Genomic DNA, 21,359 nt, shown 5'->3' with positions numbered 1-21,359 from the left:
TGAAAAATAGCTAAAAAAAATACCGCAGCATGCTGCGGTATTTTTTTGGGATTAGCTTGTTATCGAATACTGATTAGCTTCTTACTGCAATCGCTTCGATTTCGATTAGTGCATCTTTAGGAAGACGAGCAACTTCAACACAAGAGCGTGCAGGGTAGGCTGCGCCAAGATTGTCGAAGAAGTTTTGGTAAACTTCGTTAACGATTGGGAAGCTGTTTAGGTCTTTCACGAATACTGTCATCTTAAACACGTTAGCCATAGTTAGGCTGGCAGACTCTACGATAGCCTGAACGTTTTTTAGTGACTGTAGCGCTTGCTCTGCAACATCAGCAGACATCTCACCTGTAGCAGGATCGATAGGTAACTGGCCAGAAGTAAAGATCATGCTGCCAAGGTCAACACCCTGAACATATGGGCCGATAGCTGCTGGTGCTGATTCAGTATTAAGTGCTTTAGTCATTTCTATTTCCTATTGTTAACTTATGGCGGACGATGCCGCCACAGTTATTGTTATTCGTTGAGTGTTATTAGTTATAAATTAGGCTGGTTGTACTTGAGCTTGTGCCTGATTGGCGTAGCGTTTCCAACCCGTGATGATAGAGAACATCATCACGCCTAGTAGGGCCCATGGATAAGGTGCCATAAAGCTGATCGACGCACTCGGCACTGCTAAGCCTGAAGAGATAGCAGAGGTTTCAACCGCCGAGTACCAAACCATTACCGCAAGACACCAAGGCATCATGTAGAAGATTGAACAAACTGAGGCACTCATTAGGTTAGCGCGACGCTCTGGGGTGATGTTGTTCTTCTCACCTAGTGGTTTAACTAGTGTAGGGCCAACGAGTAGCTGAGATGGTGCGTTCGAGCTAACTAATAGTGATGACACTGAAGTTGAGAAGAACATCAATAGTTCAGTGCTACGAGTGCTGCTTGAAACGCGCTCGGTGATGAATGCAAGAATGTCATCCATAATGCCACTATTCATGAAAATCTTGATAACACCTAGGATTAGGATCACGAACACAACAGCGCCTGTCACACCGGCAATCGCATCTTCGATGATGCCATTCGATACGCCGCGCTCAGAAGGAACCGTGAACAGATCTGTTACCGCAAAAGCACCAATGCCAAGTCCAACAACCGTAGCAACAAGAATACCGTAGCTTAGAGCTTCTAACAGGTGACGCCCCTTAAGTGCGAAGAAAACTACAGCAGCAACAGATAGCAGCATAAGTAAGCTTTCTGGACGTGCACTTTCACCGCTTTGAGTTGCCGCTTCGACTAGACCATCGCCCTGACCAAAGAATACCAAGGCAACGAGTGCAATAGCACCAGCTGTTAAGGATAGTGGCATACGTTGGCGGACTGTAGCGCCGAAATCGGCACCCTGTGTGGTACAGCCTACGATGGTAGTATCTGAAATTGGAGCCACGTTATCGCCAAATACTGCGCCTGACAGTAGTGCTAGAGCAACGAAGGCTGGATCTGCGCCTAAGTAAACGCCCGCTGGGAATAGAATTGGCGCCAGTGCTAAGTTAGCACCGTTTGACGAGCCTGTCCCCATAGCGAAGATAGCGGTAGACATAAACACGATGATCAAGAACATGCTGCCTTGAATACCAGTCGACATACCAAACCATAAGATACCGTCTACTAGACCGCCGGCCTTCATCAAAGAGCCAAGAACGGCTGCGAAGATCCAGGCTGTGATTACCACAACACCGGTTTTATCGGCGATACCATCTAATATCGACTGAAAATAATCACGCTTACTCTTAACTAGGAACATACCTAAAATAATGGCGATAAAGCCAGGTGCCCATGCGGCTTTAGGGCCACCAACACCATTGAAGGTAAGCAATAACATTAGACCGACCATGGTCAATAGTGGAACCATTCCACCAATTTTTCCAATATGAAACTCAAGCTTAGTTGACTGAGACATAATTGATTCTACCTATTCCTCGTCTTGGCTGTAGGGTCAGTGGTGACGAGAAATTAAAATTTGGCCAAGATGCCTGAGAGGGTCCTCAGGCATGTTTTTTTAGTTTTTACTTATTGGCAATCAGTTCTGGGTATCCGAATAGGGCTGGTGTACCACCTGTGTGTAAAAATACGACGTTCTGCTCTTTAGTGAATTGACCGTCGCGGATCATGCCGATCATGCCGGCCATGCTCTTAGCTGTGTAGGTAGGGTCTAATAATATCCCTTCTTCATGACCTAAAATCTCGATTGCTTCATGAACTTCAGTGGTCAATTGGCCATATCCAGGGCCAAGCACCCAATCTTCACACTTAACTAATTCGTGAGTAACTTTATTTTCATCAACACCAAGTAGTTGTAGTACTTTGCGAGTCTTAACTAATACGCGCTCAAATTGAGCCACTTTGTCGCGACGAACACAGAAACCGTATACAGGGATATCGCTGTTTAGTGCGATTAAGCCAGCTAAAACACCTGCGTGAGTGTTAGCTGAACCCGTTGGAAGTACGATGGCATCGATCTTCATGCCAGTGGCTTGTGCTTGAAGCAATAACTCTTCCACACAGTCAACATAACCTAGTGCACCCCACGGTGTTTTGCCTACTGCACCTAATGGAATAACGAATGGCTTATAGCCTTCTTCCGTTAGCTCGTCGGCTCTGTCATACATCACCTGATCGGCACCGTTCTCATCTTCACCTACTGGGTAAGTGTGAATTTTTGCGCCCATTAGTTTATCTAAGAATGGGTTGCCGCTATCTTCGTACTCAGGTAGTCGACCATCAACACGGTGCTCTAGTTGTACTTCAACATGCCAGCCCATCTTACGTGCTGCTGCAACTGTCATACGTACGTGGTTTGATTGAACCGCACCAGTGGTTAATAGAGCATTACAACCATCGGCCTGAGCCTTACCAACGTAAAACTCTAATTGACGAGCCTTATTACCACCCATGGCTAAGCCAGTTGCATCGTCACGCTTAATCCATAATTTAGGGCCATCGAATTTCTTGGTCATATTAGCCATAAATTCGAAAGGTGTTGGGGTGTGAGCTAATTTAGCTTTAGGGAATTTATCAGTAAGCATTTTTTGATTCCTTTATATTAATTTGTTCTTTTATCAATATTTATGAGAATAGCTTTTATGTTTGTTTGGTTTTTAATTAACTGTTTGTTGCTTTAAATGTTTATAAGGATGTTGACGGCACTGCCTAATAAAACAAAGAGTGTGATTTTTTTAAATAATTCTTGGTTAATATATTTAGAAATATAATCACCAAAGAAGGCTCCAGCAAAAGTTGCAGGAATTAACATCATGGATGTTTTAAAAGTAGTGGCTTCAATACCAACGAAAGAGGCTTGCAAACCTAATGCGACAATATAAGAGAAGGTAGAGCAGGTGATTACCGTTGCACGGATTTGATCTTTAGCCAGTGCACTTCGGGTTAGGTAGGCAATAACTACAGGGCCAGGCATAGCCATGGCACTGGCCATCACGCCAGACATGGTACCCACTCCAAAGCAAGAGCCTTTGTCCATGCTAGCGGGTACTGCTTCACGGCCTCTGCGAACTTTGACCATTTCTAAGATGTTTTGTGCTGTGATAGCAAGGATGAGTATCGCAACAGCTATTTTGAGGCCAGTAAGGTCAAAATTACTAAAAATAATAATACCGATTGGATAACCTAGAGCACAACCGAGCATTATTTTTTTAACCAGTTCCATTGGTGCTATTTTACGAATCTTAACCCAATGAACTAATGACATGGCTAGTGTTAATATAATAACAATTTGAACGGCTGAATTAGATTGTAATAAAACAAGTAAGAAGCTTACGCCTATTAATCCAAATCCAAAACCTGTGGCAGCTTGTAATGTTGCTGCAAAAAATACTGTCATTAATAATAATGAGAGTTCCATAAGTTAACCAAGGTAATATATTTAATCTATGGGTGGATTATATGATTGCGCCCCCATGTTTGGTCAATTGATTAAATATTTCCCAGCTATAACTAAATGTTATACTGAAACTAACCTAGGTTGGATTTATTGGTAGAAGTTGAGTTAGATCATTATTTTTTACATTTTTAGCGAGTTTACAAATAAAAAAAAGCCGCATGGGATTACCCCATGCGGCTTTGTTAAGTCTGTTTTGCGAGATTACATTCTAGAGTCCATCTCACCCATTTTTAGGCTTACCAACTCTTTAGTCCAAAGCTTAGGGTCTAAGTCCTCAATCCAGAATACGCGACTGTCACGAGTCTGGCCTTTACGTAGGTAAGTGTCAGGCATTCTGAAAATAGCCTGCCATACATTGACGGTTTCTTTTTTAATCAGCGCACCAGAGTCGGCAAAAAGACTGATCTCTAGCTCAATCAATACATAGTGTTCAGGGCTGTTGCTGTTGAGCTCGAACGTAAGCCCTAAACGACCGTCGTCATCCCACTGACTGTTTAATAAGCTGACTTTGACGCCGCCTTTAGCTGTTGATTTTAGTAGTGCCGCTTGAGCTATTGCTGCCGAGGTCAGAGTTTCTGCTTTTGCTGGCAATGTTGTCGGCACAGCTGTTGTTGGTGCTTCAGTTACTGCTGGAGTGGCGCTCTCCACAACTGCAACAGCGCCGACTGTGGCTGGTAAAGTAACAGGTACAGCTGTTGTTGGTGCTTGGGTTACAGCAGAAGCCTGGCTCTCTAAAGCTGCAACAGTGGCAATGGTGGCAGGTAAAGTTACTGGCACGGCGGTATCTGGCTTGGTTTGACTCTCGAGAATCACATATTCCCAAGTGAAGTCATCATTTAGTTTGACCGTGGCACCATTTTCTAGAGTGACTCGCGCCACTTCTTCGGCGAATGCCGGAATCGAAAATAGTAATAATGCAATCGAGGTGTAGGTACGCAGAGCTTTATACATAGGAAAATAACCTGTTTAAGTTGATTGCCCTAGCATAGACAAAGTCGTGGGGGATTAATACAGGTGTTAGTCAGAATAAGGCGGGGTTATCGCGGAACCACAGAGGGAGAAACTTGGCTTATTAGCCGTAAAACACCAACCTGAAGATAAAGTCGGGTTGGTGTATAAAGTCAGTGGTTAAGCTTTTGGGGCAAAATCAGCTGCAGCTAGGCGATGAGCTGTGTAGATGGCTTCACCATCACTCTCTGCATCAAAAATTACGGTTACATCAGGAGAGAAAAGTAATACATCACCGACTTCAGCAACGTATTTCACGTTGTCGGTATCACGTACGACGATTTTCCCCTTGGTGATCACCTTATATTCAACAGAATCATAGAAGTACTCAAGTTCAGTACCTGTCGCCATAGTAAAGTGGCCAATGGTGAGGGCATTGCAGTTGTTAGTGACACTAACTTCAGCCATATCACTCTTTAGGTTTTCGATATTTAATAACTGACTTAAATCATTAAGTGCGAATGAGCCTGATTTGATCAGGGTAATTTTGTTGCTTTGGCTGGTTAAGCTTGTCATAGGGAGCCTAGAATAATGAATGAGGGGGAAGCTTCCCCCTCATTTGATGGATTTAAGACTGAATTACAAACGTGCTCTGAAGATAGTGATGATTTCTTCAAGACTCGCTTTTCGTGGGTTAGTTAGAGAACAGGCATCGTTTAGCGCGTTTTGCGCCATGAATGCGAGTTTCTCTTCAGTAACACCTAAGTCACTTAGTCGTTGCGCTGTGCCTACTTGACGAGATAGGGCTTCAATTGCCTCTATACCGGCTTCGATAGCTTGCTCTTGGGTCATGTTTGATACATCAACACCCATAGCTTTGGCTATATCAACAAAGCGTGTTGGTGTTGCTACAGCGTTGAAACGTGAAACTTCAGGTAGAAGAATTGCGTTACATAGACCATGTACTAAGTCGTAAACACCGCCTAACTGATGGGCCATAGAGTGAACATAACCGAGGGAAGCATTAGAGAATGCCATGCCAGCAAGGTACTCACCGTACTGCATTGCATCACGTGCTTGGCGATTTTCACCGTTCTCAACAGCAGTAGCTAAGTTTTGTGAAATTAGCTCTATTGCCTTGATAGCTGAGGCATCAGTAATAGGTGTTGATGCAGTAGAAACATAGGCTTCAACAGCGTGAGTAAGTGCGTCCATACCTGTTGCTGCAGTTAAGAACTTAGGCATAGCAACCATGAGTTCTGAGTCATTTACAGCAATAATTGGAGTGAAATGCTTGTCTACAACTGGGTATTTGGTTTCATCAGCTTCGTTAGTAATGATGGCAAATACTGTCATTTCTGAAGCAGTACCTGCAGTTGTGTTAATGGTCACTAGTGGAAGCTGTGGTTTCTTAGATGTATGCACACCTTTTGAGTAATCACGAATATGGCCACCGTTTGCAGCAACTAAAGCAATACCTTTTGCTGCATCGTGTGAAGAACCACCACCAAATGAAATAACAAAGTCACAGTTTTCTTGCGCTAGCAGAGCAAGACCATCTTCGATATTTTTTTCAGTTGGGTTTGGCTTAACACCGTCATAGATAGCAAAGTCGATGTTGTGGATTTTTAGTTCGTCAGTTAGGCGATTAACTAGGCCAATTTCAACGAGTACACCGTCGGTAACGATAAGTGCTTTCTTTAGCTCTTTGCTTGTGAGCTCTGAACCTAGAGATTGGATTGCGTTTTGACCCATAAGAGTCATTGGAGGCATGTAAAATACGCTGCTCATAATGTGTTCCTAAATTTAAGTTAAAAAATCAAGTTGTTAAATAAAAAAATTCAAGAGGTTGATAATATAAAAGTGATTTTTATCGTTTGAAGACATCAGTACTAATTGGCCGTGCTTAATCGATGAGGAGAGTTTACTCTTTACGTTTGAAATGATAATTAGCTAAAATTGAAAATGATTTTTACCATACAGTAATAATTAACTGGCAGAGGCAACTTGCCTTGTTGGTGGAGCATGGCGGGGGAATGCTGATTAGCAGTAATTGGTTGCGGGGGGGAGTAGCCTAGCTATGAATATCTAGTACTAGCCCTCGAATTATTATGGATCGTGAGAGGGCAGGGCTTGTATGCGATTGGCAGCAAACGCTTTTACATTGAATAGCCTATACTCAATACTGCCGATTCGGTGGCTGAGTTATAGCCAGCGCCAAGGGTAAGGTGCTTACCAAGAACGTAGCGTAGGCCGATTTCTGCACCCCATGTTGTGTCTTTATCGGTTTCCCAAACTGGCTCGGCGCCAACAACGTACGGCACAATATTAGTGGTTGAAGAGAATTCTGTGGTGTAGGCGGTTGCGCCGCCATAGATGCTTAGATCGCTTGTTAAGGTATAGCTAATACCAAAGCGCCAGAGGGTGTCTTGGGTGTAGCCTTCACCTGGAGGCTCTACATACACATCCTCCTTTTTGCTTTGAGCATAGCCAATGTAATAGCCCCAGTCGGCGTAATCTCTGTCATAGTGACTAGGCGCGAAGGTAATACCGTACATATCTTCTGCAGCTGGAATATAGTCTAGAGTTACAGCCATAACCGGAGTGGGTTTAGTGTCGGGCTCTAAGCTGAAGTCATTCGCCATGACGCCGTGGCAAGTAAACGCAAATAGACTAGCTATCAAGAATCGAATCATCATTCCCTCAAATTTAAATGGCAAGCTGATGGTGATAGATTGTTGTAAATCTTTGGTTTACAGTCAACCAAGAGTGCTAAAATGACTTGTATAATAGATATTTGTAGCGCAAGTGTTTATACCTGTAACGGTAAATGTTGGATTTATTTTAACCGGTTGGGTGCTCATTTTAGCGCGCAAGAATTGGAGAATGGCTTTGGATCAGGAATTACGCGCAGCGATTGCTCAGTGGTTAACTAATATTGGCATCAATACTCAACCGTCTGACGGTGTGTCGAGTACGATTATGGTAGTCGCATGTTGTGTGGTGGCTTTTATCGGTTACTTCTTCGTAAAACGCGGAGTGGTGACCACCATGAATATGGTTATTCTGCGCTCTAAGGCACATTGGGATGACATCTTTATGCGTCATCAAGTATTGGAGAAAATAGCCATACTTGTGCCCATTATCATCTTGAATATTTTGTTGCCGCTTGCCCTGAATGACCACAAGGTTCTTAGCAGCTTAAGTGATCGTCTGCTCGATGTGAGTATCGTTATTCTATTTGTTCGCGCAGTTTATAGCGCCTTAGACGCGGCGAATGAGATAGCCGATTATAATTTAGTTAGCCGTAGGTTGCCGATTAAGAGCTTTGTACAGCTGGCTAAACTCTTCATGTTCTTCGTCGCGATTATCATTTCTATCTCAGTTTTAGCAGACCAATCACCAGTTTATTTCTTAAGTGGTTTAGGTGTCGCAACGGGTTTAGTCATGTTGGTATTTAGGGACACTATCTTGGGTTTTGTGGCAGGGATCCAGCTTGCTGCTAACCGTATGGTGAGCCCAGGTGACTGGATTGAAATGGATAACTATGGCGCTAACGGTACTGTTGAAGAGGTGTCTTTGACCACAGTTAAAGTGCGTAATTTTGACCAAACTCTGACCATGCTACCTGCTTACGCTTTAACTTCAGGATCCTTTAGAAACTGGCGTGGCATGTCTGAATCCGGTGGGCGTAGAATTAAGCGTGCGCTACAGATAGATATTCAATCGGTGCGATTTTTAACTGAAGAGGATATGCGTAGTTTAAGCAAGATCAATCATCTTAAGGACTATTTCTCTACAAAATCGGCGGAGATCATCACATATAATGCCCAAGTTGAAGATGCAGATATGTATGTGAATAGTCGTCATCTAACCAATTTAGGCACCTTTAGAGCGTATGTTCAGGAGTACCTGCAGCAGCACGATAAGATCCGCAAAGATATGACACTGATGGTACGTCAGCTTGCGCCAACTGAGCTAGGTGTGCCTATCGAACTTTATATCTTTACTAACGATACTCGCTGGGAGTTTTACGAAGGGATTCAAGCCGATATTTTTGATCATATCTTCTCGATTATTCCTGAGTTCGGTTTGCGAGTATTCCAGGGGCCAACCGGAGCGGATGTGCGCAGTTTGAAGCACTAATTCGTTGTCGTTTATACAGTAAAAAGTCAGCGTTAAAGCTGGCTTTCTTGTACTTTGTTTAAAAGAAACTAATTCTCGCGGCTAACTAAAATCGAAGCTAATGCCACAAATACCCCACCACTGGTTCGGTCGAACCAATGTAGTTTATTGCTCGACTTTAATGTTGGAGCCAAGACATTGGCCATGCTGGCGTAGATCATCACGAAGCTAAAATCGACCACGGCCCAAGTAGCGGCCAAAATGGCAAGTTGCGGGCCTTGTGGCGCGCTAATATCAATAAACTGAGGGAACAGTGCGGCGAAAAATAACAGATCTTTAGGATTACTAATGCCAACGAGAAAGGCTTGTTTGAATAGCTGTTTTGGTGTGCCTTTACCTTGGGTGGCTTTGAGTTCTAACCCTTTACCATCGCCTTTAGTGAGTAGCAGCTTTACCCCTAGAAACAATAGATAAGCCGCGCCACACCACTTCAATACCGTGAAGCCATATTCGGTGGCGCTGAGCAGCGCCCCTAAGCCTGCAGCTGAGGCCATCATAAGGATCAGAGCCGAGGTTACACTGCCGAATGCCGTCGCAATGCTGCGGCTTTTACCGTAATGAATACCGTGCCCCATAGACAGTACAGCCATGGTGCCGGGAGACACTGCGATTAATAGAATGGCGAATAGGTAGAGTAACCAGGTATCGAAGCTCATAGATTTTATACAATTTAGAATGTCTGGCAGCACTATAGCCGCCAGACATTATTTAGGCAACTTGCTAAGGGATGTAGTCTGGAATGACCTTTGGATGACGGCCTTCAATTGAGCGGTAGAAGTCGACGATCTCATTCATCTCATGGCGAATATCGCCAGTTGGCATCTTGCCTTCGGCAATCACCACTGTCTTGCGACCAAAATCGAGACCTACAGTGATGATGGGGACTTGAGCCTTATTGGCGATATGGTAAAAGCCTGTTTTCCAACGAGACACCGGGCTGCGGGTGCCCTCTGGCGCTAAGGCTAGGCGGAAATTAGGGTTAGTTTTAAATAGCTCAGCGACTGCATCGACGAGATTATTGCTTTTACGCCTATCAACAGGTGTACCGCCGATGGCACGGAAAAACCAACCCCAAGGTGGGATAAATAACTGGTGCTTACCTAAGAAGTTGATTTGTGCGCCCAACGCACCACGGGCTATCACGCCAATGATGAAGTCCCAGTTACTGGTATGCGGAGCAACGATGGCAATAAATTGTTTATCATTTGGCAGCTCGCCGGAAATTTTCCAGCCAATAAGTTTTAGCAGCCCTTTCCAAAATAATTGAAACATATAACGAAAACCGTCCAGCCTTTACTATTAGTATTGTTGTTTTCTGCGGCTTTGGCCAATAGGTATTGGTTGCAATACCCCAGATAGATATTTGAGGTATAGTACACCCAATATAGCCAGATTGGAGAGAGGCAATGTTTAAAAAAGGAATCAGTGTCTTATTGTTGTGCTTGGCATTTAACGTTAATGCCGTGCCAACCGATGATATTGCAAATATTTTGGCCGAGCAGGAAGCTGCATGGAATCGCGGTGACTTAGATGCTTATATGCAGGGCTATTGGAATAGCGACAAAATGCGCTTTGTTTCCAATGGTAAATTCCGTTATGGCTGGGAAGAAACCCTTGCCGCCTATAAGAAACACTATCCTGATAAAGCGACCTTAGGTGCGCTGACTTTTACGATTAAAGAGATCAAGATGCTCAGCAATTACGCTGCGATTGTGGTTGGCCGTTGGTCACTTGAGCGCGCTAAAGATAATCCTAACGGTGTGTTCACCCTGTTGGTTGAAAAAATCGATGACCGTTGGGTGATCACTCATGATCATACTTCAGACTAGCGTTTGTTTTTGAGCAAAGCTTGGTTTTAGCTATTCGCCTTGAATGACTTTGCCAAAAATCGCCCAGAATAGGCCGATGACTCATATTGACTGGTATTAGTATCACTCCCTGATAGACTGATACAATATTAAGCATTACTTAAGGAGATGACATGGTTTTTCTTATCCCTGCCGCAGTATTGGTGATTGGCTTGCTTTACCTTATTCGGCATGCCAAGTTGAACAAGAGTGACGCTTAAAGCTGTGTCATATCCGTTATTGCGTGGGTCTTATCCCCAAACCGCTGAAACCTGCACTTTCAAGTGGGTTAGGTATGGTTAACCTGAGATCCAGGCTCGATATAAAACTCATCTCGACCTAAATTACGGCCTTTGCCGTCATATCTCACCTCGGTGAAATGTACCTTGCCCTGTTTGTCTTTCAATATAATGCTAGTTGAACGTGTACCGTATTCCTCATGGCGGATATAGATAGAAGACAGATGACGCTCCCACTCAATGCTTATCCCTGTTGTTGGCAGTTCGGTGTCAGGTGCTTGGGTGTTATCCATCATAATGGTCAGCAGTGCATCGATGTCTGGATCGTCGTGATTGGAAATATGCTGCTCTATCGCCTGAGAACCGCGTGCCATTTTGGGCCAAATATCATCGAGTGCGCCATTACTGATAGAGTGAAATCCGCTCGAGAGCCGCTGTAACTTTTGGCTGCGACTATCGAAACATTGCAGGCTATTTTCGTCGCCAAAAAGTAAGTTGAACGGGTTGTAGAAACGGCTATGACGGGTTAACCATTCTTGCTCAATACCATCAGGCTCTAAGGCTTTTAGTACTAGCTCGCCACGGCTTCTCATATCGATTTGGTTGAGTTCTGGTGCGCGGATATTGGTTAGCCCAGCAATTTTCCCCTGCTGGTTTACCCCGAGCCAAGTTCCACCGGCTTCTAGGTCTTTACCTGCCAATACCTTGTTTGTCTTATTCGAGGCAGGCCAAAAATGAGCAGGTTGAGTGGGCCTATGATGAAATTCATCGCGATTTGCACAGATGATAAGCGGGAATTCGGGGTGAGTCTGTAGGGCAACAAATAGGATGCACATAAACATAGCTCAAATCTAAGTCATGAATACAGGTTAATGCTCATGACTTAGAAAAGCTAGTGAGAGTCGATTAGATAAAGCGGTGCCAGTTAATGGTGATGCTTGTGATCATGCCCATGCTGGTGCTTAGGCTTATGACCGTGCTCATGGCTATGCTCGTGCTTAGCTGGCTCATGGCTATGGGAGTGCCCATGGTCATGATGGTGAGCTTTTGGCTTAAGCAGCATGAGTCGGCTTAGGAACTTACGTGGTCCAAGGCGCAACAGGCTAGTGGCAAACAATATGGCCACAATGATCAAACAGATATTGTTTAGTGTTGCAGGTAGATGTATTAGGGCCTGCCACTTAGGATGCAGTAACTCAATTGCGCCGAGTAATGCTATCAGTAGCGCAAATAAGCTGGTTCTTTGTGTCCAATTCATCAGTTTTAACTGGGCAAAGTTAAATATTGGCGCGGCGATTAACGGCAAGATCACCGCTGTTGTCGTCCAGCCACTGTAGGCTAACGATAAAGATAATACCGCGGCGCCCAAATTACAGAATCGCATCGGTAAGAATACCAATAACAACACCAATACCTGCACTAATGGGCTAGATAGCGGTACGGCAGGATGACCGATGATATTTGCCAGTACTAGGCTCAACAAGATCCATGGCGCGCTGCGATCGACCAAGTGCGCGAAACCAAAGCGCCAAGCCGAATCAGGCAGGGCATCATGGGGATCGGTAGGCTCAACATTGCAGCGAGTAAGCTGCCAACCAATAATTGCGACAGAGACCGCTTGGATCAGCGCATACATAGGGCCAAGTAATAAGCCGGTAATGATGATGGCTTCGGGCCCGAGTAATCTTTGCAGCCAGAGCTTGCTCAGCTGGCTGTTATGGGGCGTGAGTCCAAAGTGGAAACGTAGACTTGCCACGGCATAACTGAGGAGTAAAACTGGTGCGATAGTCTGCATCCAATCGAGCAGATGCTCAGTTGAGTGACTATGGCTGTGATGATGGTCATGGCCGCCTGAATCCATCATCAGCAGTAAAAATAGTAGGGCGATACCAAGTAAACTACCGATCCCGGCTTGGTATTCATACTTGCCTTGTTTGTCGGTGACTGGAGTGCCATGGGGCTGGTGCAGCACGACATGCAGGATAGAACCCGTAACAAACGCTTGTAAATAAACGGTATTTTCAAGGCTTAAATGAGACAGCATTTGCTCTCCGGCAAAGTAACCGAAGCCTGTGAGTAGCATCATCGCGGCGAGTACCGCCATAGCCCAACGGCTACCAACTTGTGGCTTGAGTAACCACCAGATGGCTACACCGACTGGCAATCGATGCAAGATGATCCCCAGTGCCAACAAGGGGGAGTTACCTTCTTGTTGAGCCAGAATCATTGCACCACCATCTGTGATGGTATGCAGTAATAGTCCGCCAATACCTAAGATTAAGGTGAGGTTATGGGTGACTTCAGAGTAGCGGTGGAAAAGCCGTTCGCTAAGCGTGGGGCCCCATATACCGATAATCACAAACACAATCGCGAGAAACCCGCCGTGTTCTAATAGCTCTGGAAGAATATGAACCAGCACTAAGCCGCCCAAAGAAACGAATATAAATCCGTCTAGGCCTTTTTGTAGTCCATTGCCTGTCGAAAAGAATCGATAGAACAGTGGGCCTAATAATAGTGCGATGCAGCTAGCTAATAGATACAGCATGGAGTTCCAATTTAAACCGCGAGAGCGAGAAAAGCGCCATAGTATACCAGCCTTGTGGACAATTAGCAGAGGCCTATATTGAATTTACATTGATATTCAATTGGCATTAATTTCATGTCTGTTGTGACATTTAATGGTGTTTTTTGACGCTAATTTGTTAGTTTATCGATAAAGATAATAGAATAGTATTTTTTACGGCGAATAGAAGCATTTATCTATGGATACTTTTTCAGCGGCAGTCATGTTATTCCTTATTATGGACCCTCTGGGGAATTTACCCATATTTGCGTCTATTTTACGCCATATTGAACCGAAAAAACGCCGTCGAGTATTGATCCGTGAACTGCTATTTGCCCTAGCGATTATGATGCTATTCCTGTTTGCGGGAGAGGCGATTCTTAACTTCCTCAACTTGCGGACTGAGTCTGTGAGTATTGCCGGTGGCATCATTTTATTCTTGATTGCGATTCGAATGATTTTCCCCCAACCCGGTGGCGTAGTCGGGCTGGCTGCAGGTGAAGAACCCTTTATTGTGCCTATGGCCATCCCATTAATGGCTGGTCCCTCGGTGTTAGCTGCTTTGATTTTATTGGCGCATACAGACAATGAACGCATGTTTGATTGGACCATTGCCTTAGTGTCAGCTTGGGGCGTGAGCGCGGTTATCTTACTCTTCTACAAGGTGTTCACTAAAGTGCTAGGCGAAAAGGGCCTGACCGCCGTAGAGCGATTAATGGGCATGGTATTAGTGATGATTTCAGTGCAGATGTTCCTCGATGGCGTCGCCAATTATATTAGCCATACAGGGCTATAAATATTGCTCTGTAACTTAGCGCTGTAACAGCCTGTTAAGAAGCCGCGCGTTGCACGGTAGGTTTAAGGTTTTTCGGTTGAAATTAGCGCTTGGTTGCTCTTTGAGTTTGTTAATCTAAAGTTAATCACGCTTGCAGATTAAATTTCAGCCTGTAATACTCGGGATATAATATTCAAAAATAACAATAACTCATGCTGAATTGCCTTCTACTCTGTATCGCTAGCCTCTCTGCGCTCGATTCTGCCGATTATCAAAATCTATTGCCTTATCAAGGCACGCCAACTTCGATGGAAGAGCGTGATAATAAGGGCAATCTTACCATTGGCTCTGTGTATACGGATCAGGGAGCCTGGCATGGCTTTCATTTGCCTGATAATGCCGCTTATTATGGTAGCTTTACAGGCCCGCTATTTATTGCCCAAGAATACAGCTTACACTTGAGTGACAGCCTGCAACGTTTGCAGCTAATCAACATAGATAAAGATGAATTTGTCTCGTTAGAGAGCGCTAGTCGAATCGAGATCTATAGCAAACCCGACGCCTTGGTGCAGTCATTTACCTGGTCTGATTTTCAACTTAATTTAACCCTCAGCTATAGCGACAATCGCACCGCTGTGGTGCGCACCGAATTAATTAACTTATCTAAAAAGCCTCAAACTTGGCAACTAGTCTGGCGCGGAACCCCCTTTAGTGCTCATCCCTCAGTAGCCGATTACAGCCTAATTAAACAGGCAGAAGTGAGCGCTAACCGCGTGAGTTGGCAACTTAATCCAATCATGGAAACTTGGCGAATTCAGTTGGCCGATGCCGAATATGAGTTGTGGTTCGATCGCGATATGAAGATTACGCTCAATGAACAATCGGGTTATCGCGCTATCGCAGAGCCCATGACTCTAGATGCAGGGCTGCAGCATACGTTTGTATCGGCGCAGCGATATTTCCATACTCAAGTCGAGCGCAGCGCGCATCAAGTACCTGACTGGGGCAAAATTGAAGATCAGCTGCTTGAAAATCAGAGCAAGTGGCAAGCTAGACTCGATAGAGCGATTAAAGGGGGAGACAAGAGTTCTCGTCAACTCGCAGTCAAAAGCATGTTAACCCTACTGCACAATTGGCGCAGTCCGGCGGGAGCGTTACAACATGATGCGATTACGCCCTCGATTACCTACAAGTGGTTTAATGGAGTGTGGGCGTGGGATAGCTGGAAGCAAGCCGTTGCTTTGGCTCGCTTTGATCCCGCCTTGGCAAAATCTAATGTGCTGGCGATGTTTGATTATCAATTTATGGCAGATGATCCGCTGAGGCCACAAGATGCGGGTAACCTTCCCGATGCTATTTTTTATAATAAAGACCGCGAACGTGGTGGCGATGGTGGCAACTGGAATGAACGCAATGGTAAGCCACCATTATCCGCTTGGGCCGTGTGGCAGATCTATCTGCAAGATAAAGATGAAGCCTTCCTTAGTACCATGTATCCCAAGCTTGTGGCCTATCACGAGTGGTGGTATCGCAATCGTGATAACAATGATAATGGCCTAGCCGAATATGGTGCCAACCTTCATCCTATGCACCTCAATGAAGATGGCTCGATTAACCCTGAAGCGGTGATTGAAGCCGCTGCTTGGGAGTCGGGGATGGATAATGCGCCGCGATTCGATATGGATGACACCTTAGGGATATGGCAAAACCATCAAGGTGGGAAGCTCGTCGGTTATTCGGTATCTCAGGAGTCGGTGGATCTTAATGCTTATCTCTATGCGGAGAAACGTTTCCTAGAGCAGATCGCGGCTGTGCTTGGCGATGAGATCGCGGCAGAGAAATGGGATCTTGCAGCCACTCGATTGGCGAAACAAATTCAGATGCAGATGTATGATGCCGAGTCGGGCTTTTTCTATGATATTCGTTATACCGCAACGGGTAACGAGTTGATGGTTAAGCAAGGTAAAGGCGTCGAGGGCTGGATCCCGCTTTGGGCTGGCGCAGCCAGTGAGGCCCAAGCCAAAATTATAGTCGAACGCCACCTTAATCAAGCGCAATTTGGCACTTTAATCCCATTCCCGACGGTAAGTGCTGATAGCCCTAATTTTGCGGCTGCAAAATATTGGCGAGGTCCTGTATGGTTGGATCAGGCATTATTTGGCCTACAAGGAGTTGAGCGATACGGTTATCACGATGAAGCGCAGCGCTTGGCGTTACAGCTGGTGACCGAGGGAGAGGGGATCCTTGGACAAAGCCCAATTCGTGAGAACTATAATCCGTTAACTGGAGAGGGGCTACATTGCACTAACTTTAGCTGGTCAGCTTCGGTATTGTTGCTCATTTATCAGTCATGGTTAACAGAGGCTAATGATAATTAATAATCAAGACTAAGCTGGTTAGCATCTGATAATTTACTACTAATTTTGTTTTATGCAGATGGGCTACCTAAATACACCAATTCAACTGTTAATGTGTTGCTGTTGTTGTTATTGTTTTGTGATTCAGCAGTATTGGGTAGCCTATGAAAGTCTCTCTTCTAGTCATTTTTTTCCTAAGTTTTGTATTTGTGTCGGCCTGCAACAGCCGCTCTCAAGAAATAGAGCAGCCAGCTGCGACTGATCCACACAGTGATGTTCCTCGTAAACACCTTTTATGTAGTTCGACACCGCCAATCAAAGATACGGCTAAGCTCAAGGCTAACCTTAAAGAACGAGGCTTGATTACCGAACAGATGACTGAGGCTGAAGCGGAAGTGGTGGTTATCGAATATATTCGTAAGCGTCAGCAGGCATTGCAAGATTGTAAAAAAGGAAGTCAGTAGCATGAATAAACTTCTTAACAGTAAATTGTTGGCAATAGCTTTTGCCTCATTATTTTCATTCTCTCCAATCGCTCTAGCTGCGCCGATCACAGGTGGCACAACCGCAGATGCCAACATTATCAATAAGGAGCAGGTTCTTTATTGGTTAATTAAGCGTGGAGAGTTAGCTGCTAATGCCACAGATGTAGAAAAAGAGCTGGCGATTGAGGAATTTACCAAGAGAGCAAATGGGCAGAAAAAGTTGCCGCTTATTCAGGCGCAGCAGCAAAGAAAGCGCTTAGATCAAGCTAAAAAACGCTCTAAATCGATGAGTTTATCCGATAGTCAGGTAGAAGGCTTTAAGAGTAAAACGGTCAAGGTGCTCACCGTGCTTATCGATTTTCCTGATTTGCCTCATGATGATAACGGCTTAACCAGTAGCGATACTCAAATGTTTTATAACGATTATTCGGTTGAGCATTATCGTTCATTGTTGTTTTCAAATTCAGGTTATCAAGGCCCTCAAGGGCAAACCCTGATGACAGGGTATCAATACTACCAGGCTGAATCTGGCGGCAGTTTTTTCTTTACTGGTGATGTAAAAGGCTGGTACCGCGCCGCGAGTAATGCAGCGGTTTATGGTAGCAATGATCCCGACGATAATGACAACGATATCGCAGCTTCTGATTTAGTTAAAGAAGCCGTAAGTGCAGCTGTAGCTAGAATGAGTGAGGCAGAGTTAGCCAGTTATGATATCGAAGATCCTTTTGACTCAAACAATAACGGCATAACCAATGAAGCCGATGGCATTATCGATCATGTGATGATTTTCCACTCTAGTATTGGTGAAGAGGCTGGGGGCGGCATGCTAGGCGGCGATGCAATCTGGTCTCATCGTTCCTTTGTCGATGGCGGCAGTTATCGCTTACCTGGGACTGACATGAAACTGTCTGGCTACACCATTCAGCCTATCGATGCCGCGCTGGGCGTGTGTGTACATGAGTTTGGGCATGATTTAGGACTGCCCGATGAATATGACACCACATCGCTAGGTAAAGGTTCCCCTGTAGGTTTCTGGTCTATTATGGCCGGTGGTAGTTGGGCGGGTGAGCTTGCAGGCTCGCTACCAACGGGCTTCAGTCCTTATGCTCGCTCTTACTTACAGAATATCTATGGAGGCAATTGGGTTACAGAGCAGACTGTGCCACTCGATTCTATTACAGATTCAGGCCTAGACATTAACTTAGTTGCTGCGGTTAATCACGATAAGGTGAATCAGATCTCAGTTGAGGTACCTGCTGTAGATATCGACTTTAAGCAGCCTTATAGCGGTGATTTTCAATTTTACTCCGATCAAGGCGATATGATTAACCATGCTATGTCATTTGATATCGATCTACCTGCAGTGTCGCCGCTTACGTTAACTATGCAGGCACACTGGAGCATTGAGGAAGATTATGATTATGCACAGGTGATGGTCGATGGTGTTGCAATAGCTGGGCTTTACACCAAAGCGAGTAACTTGCTTAATAACGAACGCAACATTATTACCGGTAAGTCTAGTGATTTGGCTGCAGCTGAAGGTACTGATGCTTGGGTTAACCTTTCCTATGATTTGAGTCCATATGCTGGGCGAGAAGTGCGCTTGTCTATTCGGTACGTGACCGATCCTGCGGTAGGTGACTATGGCATTGTGATAGATGACATCAATATCAATAGTAATAGCGAAACGGTTTTCTCGAATGATGCAGAGCTCGATGAGGGCATTGCCTATGCTGGGTTTACTCGATTGGGCAATATGCGTCCGGGTAAAGACCGTCGCTACCTAGTCCAGTTAAGAAGCCAGCAAGGTATAGATAAAGGGCTTAAGTCAGAATCTTATGATCCTGGAGTTGTGGTTTGGTTTGAAAACCAAGATTACAGCGATAATGAAGTTAATAATCATCCCGGCTATAGCTTAATTAGTGTGGTTGATGCAGATCAGAATCTAATTGGCAGCAATGACTCTAGTGTGCAGGTGCGAGATGCAGCTTTCAGCCTATTTAATCAGTCGAGTTATTTTAACGATGATCACTTAAGTGGCTCTAAGCTATTCGATGATACCAATGATTATAGTGCGCCACTGCAACCTGAATCAGGGGTTGTGTTACCAGAACTAGGGCTAACAATGGAAGTTATGGCTCAAGCGAGCAATAGTAGCAATGCTACTGTGCAGTTTAGATATAGCAGCCAGACTCCACCAGATTCAAAAGACTTGAGCGCATCCATTAGTTATAGTCTTCAGGGGCGGCAAGCGAGCTTTGCGGCAAATGCCAATGGCGGTGATGGAAGTTATACTTACGCTTGGGACTTTGGCGTCACAGACGCGAGCAGCACTGAAGCTTCTCCTAGCTACACCTATGCGACCGATGGCAATTATTTGGTATCGCTCACAGTGACCGACGGTAATGGCACAAGCTTTGTTAATTATCTCAATATTGTTGTGGGTTCTGCGATTGTGGTCGATTTTAGCCATAGTGTCTCTAATTTACAGGTGAGCTTTATGGATCAATCTACTGGCGGTAATGGTGAGTTGAGTCATCAGTGGGAGTTTGGTGATGGCAATACTAGCTCGGCAGTTTCTCCAATTTATACCTATGGCGCAGCTGGCAGTTATAGCGTGCTTTTAACTGTAACTGATAATATGGGGCAACAGGCGCAGAAAAGTGTCACTGTTACAATCACCGCTGCTGTGGTTGAGTCTGGTGGTGAATCATCGGGAGGAGGCAGTTTAGGCTGGTTATCTTTATTGCTGCTTGGCTTATTGAGTGCACACCGCCGCCAACACTCGTAAATACCCAAAACGCCCAAATAAAGGGCGTTTTTTGTTTAGTAGGCTAGATATCGCTAGAGCTTGGCAATGGCTTGCTGCGCTGCGGGTAGAAATACTTCGCTCACTATCAATTGCTCGTTATCATGCTGGAAATAGCGGCGACGCCCCCACAGTGGCTGGGTCACGTCCTGTTGTAGCGACTCGGCCAGCTTAGCTATCTTAGAGCAGGCTTCAAAATGGGCGACTTCAATTCGCCCTGGAGTAAACTCATCGGTCGAATAGAGTAATTCGCCTAAAGGCCTAACCCCTAAGCCTAAAAATGCTTGTTGTTTCTTTTCCAGTAAACGCCCGGGGATTAGGGTTCTGGCGAAGATCCATGGGGTGCCATCTAGAATGAGTAGCACTTCTCTAACCCAGATTTTTTTACTGCCAAACAAATCTTCTGGCTGTGGAGATAAGGTATCTTCGCCGAGAATTTTCACTTCAAAGTGGGTGCACTGTTTCTTTAGCTTTTGCGTTAAGCTGCAAGTGCTGAGCAGCCAGTCTTTAAAAGGTGGCGTAGGTAAATTGGAGATTTGTTCTGGTGAAAACCATTCGATTGATTCACCATAAGGGAAGCTTAACCTAGTCATAGTCGTCTAATTCTCGGTACAATACAGCAAACCGAAGCAGTCTAGCATGCTCGTGCAGCAGCAGGTAGATATAGTCTACTTAGAATGCCGTTCTCAGAGTGTAAACCCATGGATTGAGAAGCTATCTCATCGATTATCGACTAGGGAGTAAGTTTGAAGATGAATAAACTAATAGCGGTATTACTTTTAGTGCTGTGCAGCAGCTCTGGCGTATTTGCTGCAGATAATAAGCCACTGGAAGAGTATGCTTATTATGGTTTCGAACCTGAGATTGTGACGAACTATATCTCTAATAGGAAGAAACTTGGCTATGTCAGGCTCAGTGTCGAGCTGATGGTTAAAAAACCTGAGCAGTTAGTCAGTTTGGAGCGACACGATCCGTTGTTAAGAGCGGCAATCGTTGAGATTTTAGGTAACCAGACCGAAGACAAAGTGAAGTCATTGACCGGAAAAGAAGAGATCCGTCGTCAGTGCTACGAGAAAGTAAACCAGCTTTTAGAGCAAGAAACAGGTGAGCCCTCGGTGGTGAACTTACTTTTCACCAAATATCTATATGATTAGTTGCAGATACCAATACCGCTGGTACTTGCATTTTTCGCAAGTGCTAACGGTATA

At 44.9% G+C, this 21,359-nt stretch carries 20 protein-coding genes; 7 read left to right on the top strand and 13 right to left on the bottom strand.

Going from position 1 to position 21,359, the window contains the following annotated elements; genetic code table 11:
• Nucleotides 1–73 precede the first annotated feature (73 nt).
• From K5Q73_RS06340 to K5Q73_RS06305, 8 genes are all read right to left on the bottom strand, one after another.
• Nucleotides 74–460 (bottom strand): RidA family protein, encoded by a 387-nt coding sequence (locus tag K5Q73_RS06340; protein ID WP_220762196.1) that lies wholly within the window; start codon nucleotides 458–460, stop codon nucleotides 74–76.
• Between the two features lie 78 nt (nucleotides 461–538).
• Nucleotides 539–1,945 (bottom strand): Na+/H+ antiporter NhaC family protein, encoded by a 1,407-nt coding sequence (locus tag K5Q73_RS06335; protein WP_220762198.1) that lies wholly within the window; start codon nucleotides 1,943–1,945, stop codon nucleotides 539–541.
• Between the two features lie 106 nt (nucleotides 1,946–2,051).
• Nucleotides 2,052–3,071 carry a D-cysteine desulfhydrase family protein gene (locus tag K5Q73_RS06330; protein ID WP_220762200.1) on the bottom strand — a complete coding sequence of 340 codons (1,020 nt, stop codon included), beginning with the start codon at nucleotides 3,069–3,071 and terminating at the stop codon, nucleotides 2,052–2,054.
• 92 nt (nucleotides 3,072–3,163) lie between these two features.
• The gene (locus K5Q73_RS06325; protein ID WP_220762202.1) at nucleotides 3,164–3,904 is read right to left on the bottom strand and encodes a sulfite exporter TauE/SafE family protein; all 741 of its coding nucleotides are present in this window, start codon (nucleotides 3,902–3,904) and stop codon (nucleotides 3,164–3,166) included.
• A 240-nt stretch (nucleotides 3,905–4,144) separates the two neighbouring features.
• A complete protein-coding gene (locus tag K5Q73_RS06320; protein WP_220762204.1) occupies nucleotides 4,145–4,894 on the bottom strand; it encodes a DUF3157 family protein in 750 nt (249 codons plus the stop codon).
• A 177-nt stretch (nucleotides 4,895–5,071) separates the two neighbouring features.
• Nucleotides 5,072–5,467, bottom strand: coding sequence for a hypothetical protein (locus K5Q73_RS06315; RefSeq protein ID WP_220762206.1), 396 nt, complete (start codon nucleotides 5,465–5,467; stop codon nucleotides 5,072–5,074).
• 63 nt (nucleotides 5,468–5,530) lie between these two features.
• The gene (locus tag K5Q73_RS06310; protein WP_220762208.1) at nucleotides 5,531–6,682 is read right to left on the bottom strand and encodes an iron-containing alcohol dehydrogenase; all 1,152 of its coding nucleotides are present in this window, start codon (nucleotides 6,680–6,682) and stop codon (nucleotides 5,531–5,533) included.
• Between the two features lie 368 nt (nucleotides 6,683–7,050).
• Nucleotides 7,051–7,590: a porin family protein gene (locus K5Q73_RS06305; protein WP_259650772.1), complete on the bottom strand. Its 540-nt coding sequence runs from the start codon at nucleotides 7,588–7,590 to the stop codon at nucleotides 7,051–7,053.
• Between the two features lie 193 nt (nucleotides 7,591–7,783).
• Here K5Q73_RS06305 and K5Q73_RS06300 point away from each other — a divergent pair, with 193 nt between their 5' ends.
• Nucleotides 7,784–9,037, top strand: coding sequence for a mechanosensitive ion channel family protein (locus K5Q73_RS06300; RefSeq protein WP_220762426.1), 1,254 nt, complete (start codon nucleotides 7,784–7,786; stop codon nucleotides 9,035–9,037).
• Between the two features lie 68 nt (nucleotides 9,038–9,105).
• Here K5Q73_RS06300 and K5Q73_RS06295 read toward each other — a convergent pair whose 3' ends face one another.
• Both K5Q73_RS06295 and K5Q73_RS06290 read right to left on the bottom strand, forming a co-directional pair.
• On the bottom strand, nucleotides 9,106–9,732 hold the full coding sequence (locus K5Q73_RS06295; RefSeq protein WP_220762210.1) for a LysE family translocator: 627 nt from the start codon (nucleotides 9,730–9,732) through the stop codon (nucleotides 9,106–9,108).
• Nucleotides 9,733–9,796: 64 nt separating this feature from the next.
• The gene (locus K5Q73_RS06290) at nucleotides 9,797–10,348 is read right to left on the bottom strand and encodes a lysophospholipid acyltransferase family protein (protein WP_220762212.1); all 552 of its coding nucleotides are present in this window, start codon (nucleotides 10,346–10,348) and stop codon (nucleotides 9,797–9,799) included.
• Between the two features lie 134 nt (nucleotides 10,349–10,482).
• On the opposite strand from K5Q73_RS06290, the gene K5Q73_RS06285 reads away from it, so the two are divergent.
• Nucleotides 10,483–10,905 carry a DUF4440 domain-containing protein gene (locus tag K5Q73_RS06285; RefSeq protein ID WP_220762213.1) on the top strand — a complete coding sequence of 141 codons (423 nt, stop codon included), beginning with the start codon at nucleotides 10,483–10,485 and terminating at the stop codon, nucleotides 10,903–10,905.
• Between the two features lie 307 nt (nucleotides 10,906–11,212).
• Here the strand turns inward: K5Q73_RS06285 and K5Q73_RS06280 are convergent, their stop codons facing one another.
• Together K5Q73_RS06280 and K5Q73_RS06275 are read right to left on the bottom strand one after the other, a co-directional pair.
• Complete coding sequence (locus tag K5Q73_RS06280) at nucleotides 11,213–11,998, bottom strand: NRDE family protein (protein ID WP_220762428.1); 786 nt, start codon at nucleotides 11,996–11,998, stop codon at nucleotides 11,213–11,215.
• Between the two features lie 89 nt (nucleotides 11,999–12,087).
• A complete protein-coding gene (locus K5Q73_RS06275) occupies nucleotides 12,088–13,707 on the bottom strand; it encodes a metal transporter (RefSeq protein WP_220762215.1) in 1,620 nt (539 codons plus the stop codon).
• A gap of 217 nt (nucleotides 13,708–13,924) precedes the next feature.
• Here K5Q73_RS06275 and K5Q73_RS06270 point away from each other — a divergent pair, with 217 nt between their 5' ends.
• The 4 genes from K5Q73_RS06270 to K5Q73_RS06255 all read left to right on the top strand — a co-directional run bounded on the left by K5Q73_RS06270 (nucleotide 13,925) and on the right by K5Q73_RS06255 (nucleotide 20,133).
• A complete protein-coding gene (locus K5Q73_RS06270) occupies nucleotides 13,925–14,521 on the top strand; it encodes a YhgN family NAAT transporter (RefSeq protein ID WP_220762217.1) in 597 nt (198 codons plus the stop codon).
• A 191-nt stretch (nucleotides 14,522–14,712) separates the two neighbouring features.
• Entirely contained in the window at nucleotides 14,713–16,878 is a 2,166-nt protein-coding gene (locus K5Q73_RS06265; RefSeq protein WP_220762219.1) for a trehalase family glycosidase, read from the top strand.
• Between the two features lie 143 nt (nucleotides 16,879–17,021).
• Complete coding sequence (locus K5Q73_RS06260) at nucleotides 17,022–17,321, top strand: hypothetical protein (RefSeq protein WP_220762221.1); 300 nt, start codon at nucleotides 17,022–17,024, stop codon at nucleotides 17,319–17,321.
• Nucleotide 17,322: 1 nt separating this feature from the next.
• Entirely contained in the window at nucleotides 17,323–20,133 is a 2,811-nt protein-coding gene (locus tag K5Q73_RS06255) for an immune inhibitor A domain-containing protein (protein WP_220762229.1), read from the top strand.
• 53 nt (nucleotides 20,134–20,186) lie between these two features.
• Here the strand turns inward: K5Q73_RS06255 and K5Q73_RS06250 are convergent, their stop codons facing one another.
• Nucleotides 20,187–20,744, bottom strand: a complete 558-nt coding sequence (locus K5Q73_RS06250) for a chorismate lyase (protein ID WP_220762231.1) — start codon at nucleotides 20,742–20,744, stop codon at nucleotides 20,187–20,189.
• A 159-nt stretch (nucleotides 20,745–20,903) separates the two neighbouring features.
• On the opposite strand from K5Q73_RS06250, the gene K5Q73_RS06245 reads away from it, so the two are divergent.
• The gene (locus K5Q73_RS06245) at nucleotides 20,904–21,305 is read left to right on the top strand and encodes a flagellar basal body-associated protein FliL (RefSeq protein ID WP_220762233.1); all 402 of its coding nucleotides are present in this window, start codon (nucleotides 20,904–20,906) and stop codon (nucleotides 21,303–21,305) included.
• Nucleotides 21,306–21,359: the final 54 nt, after the last annotated feature.

Source organism: Shewanella sp. MBTL60-112-B2 (genome assembly GCF_019655055.1).
Lineage (GTDB): Bacteria > Pseudomonadota > Gammaproteobacteria > Enterobacterales > Shewanellaceae > Shewanella.
The sequence above is the reverse complement of the archived record's forward strand: the minus strand, read 5'-3'. Positions and strand labels throughout refer to the sequence as shown.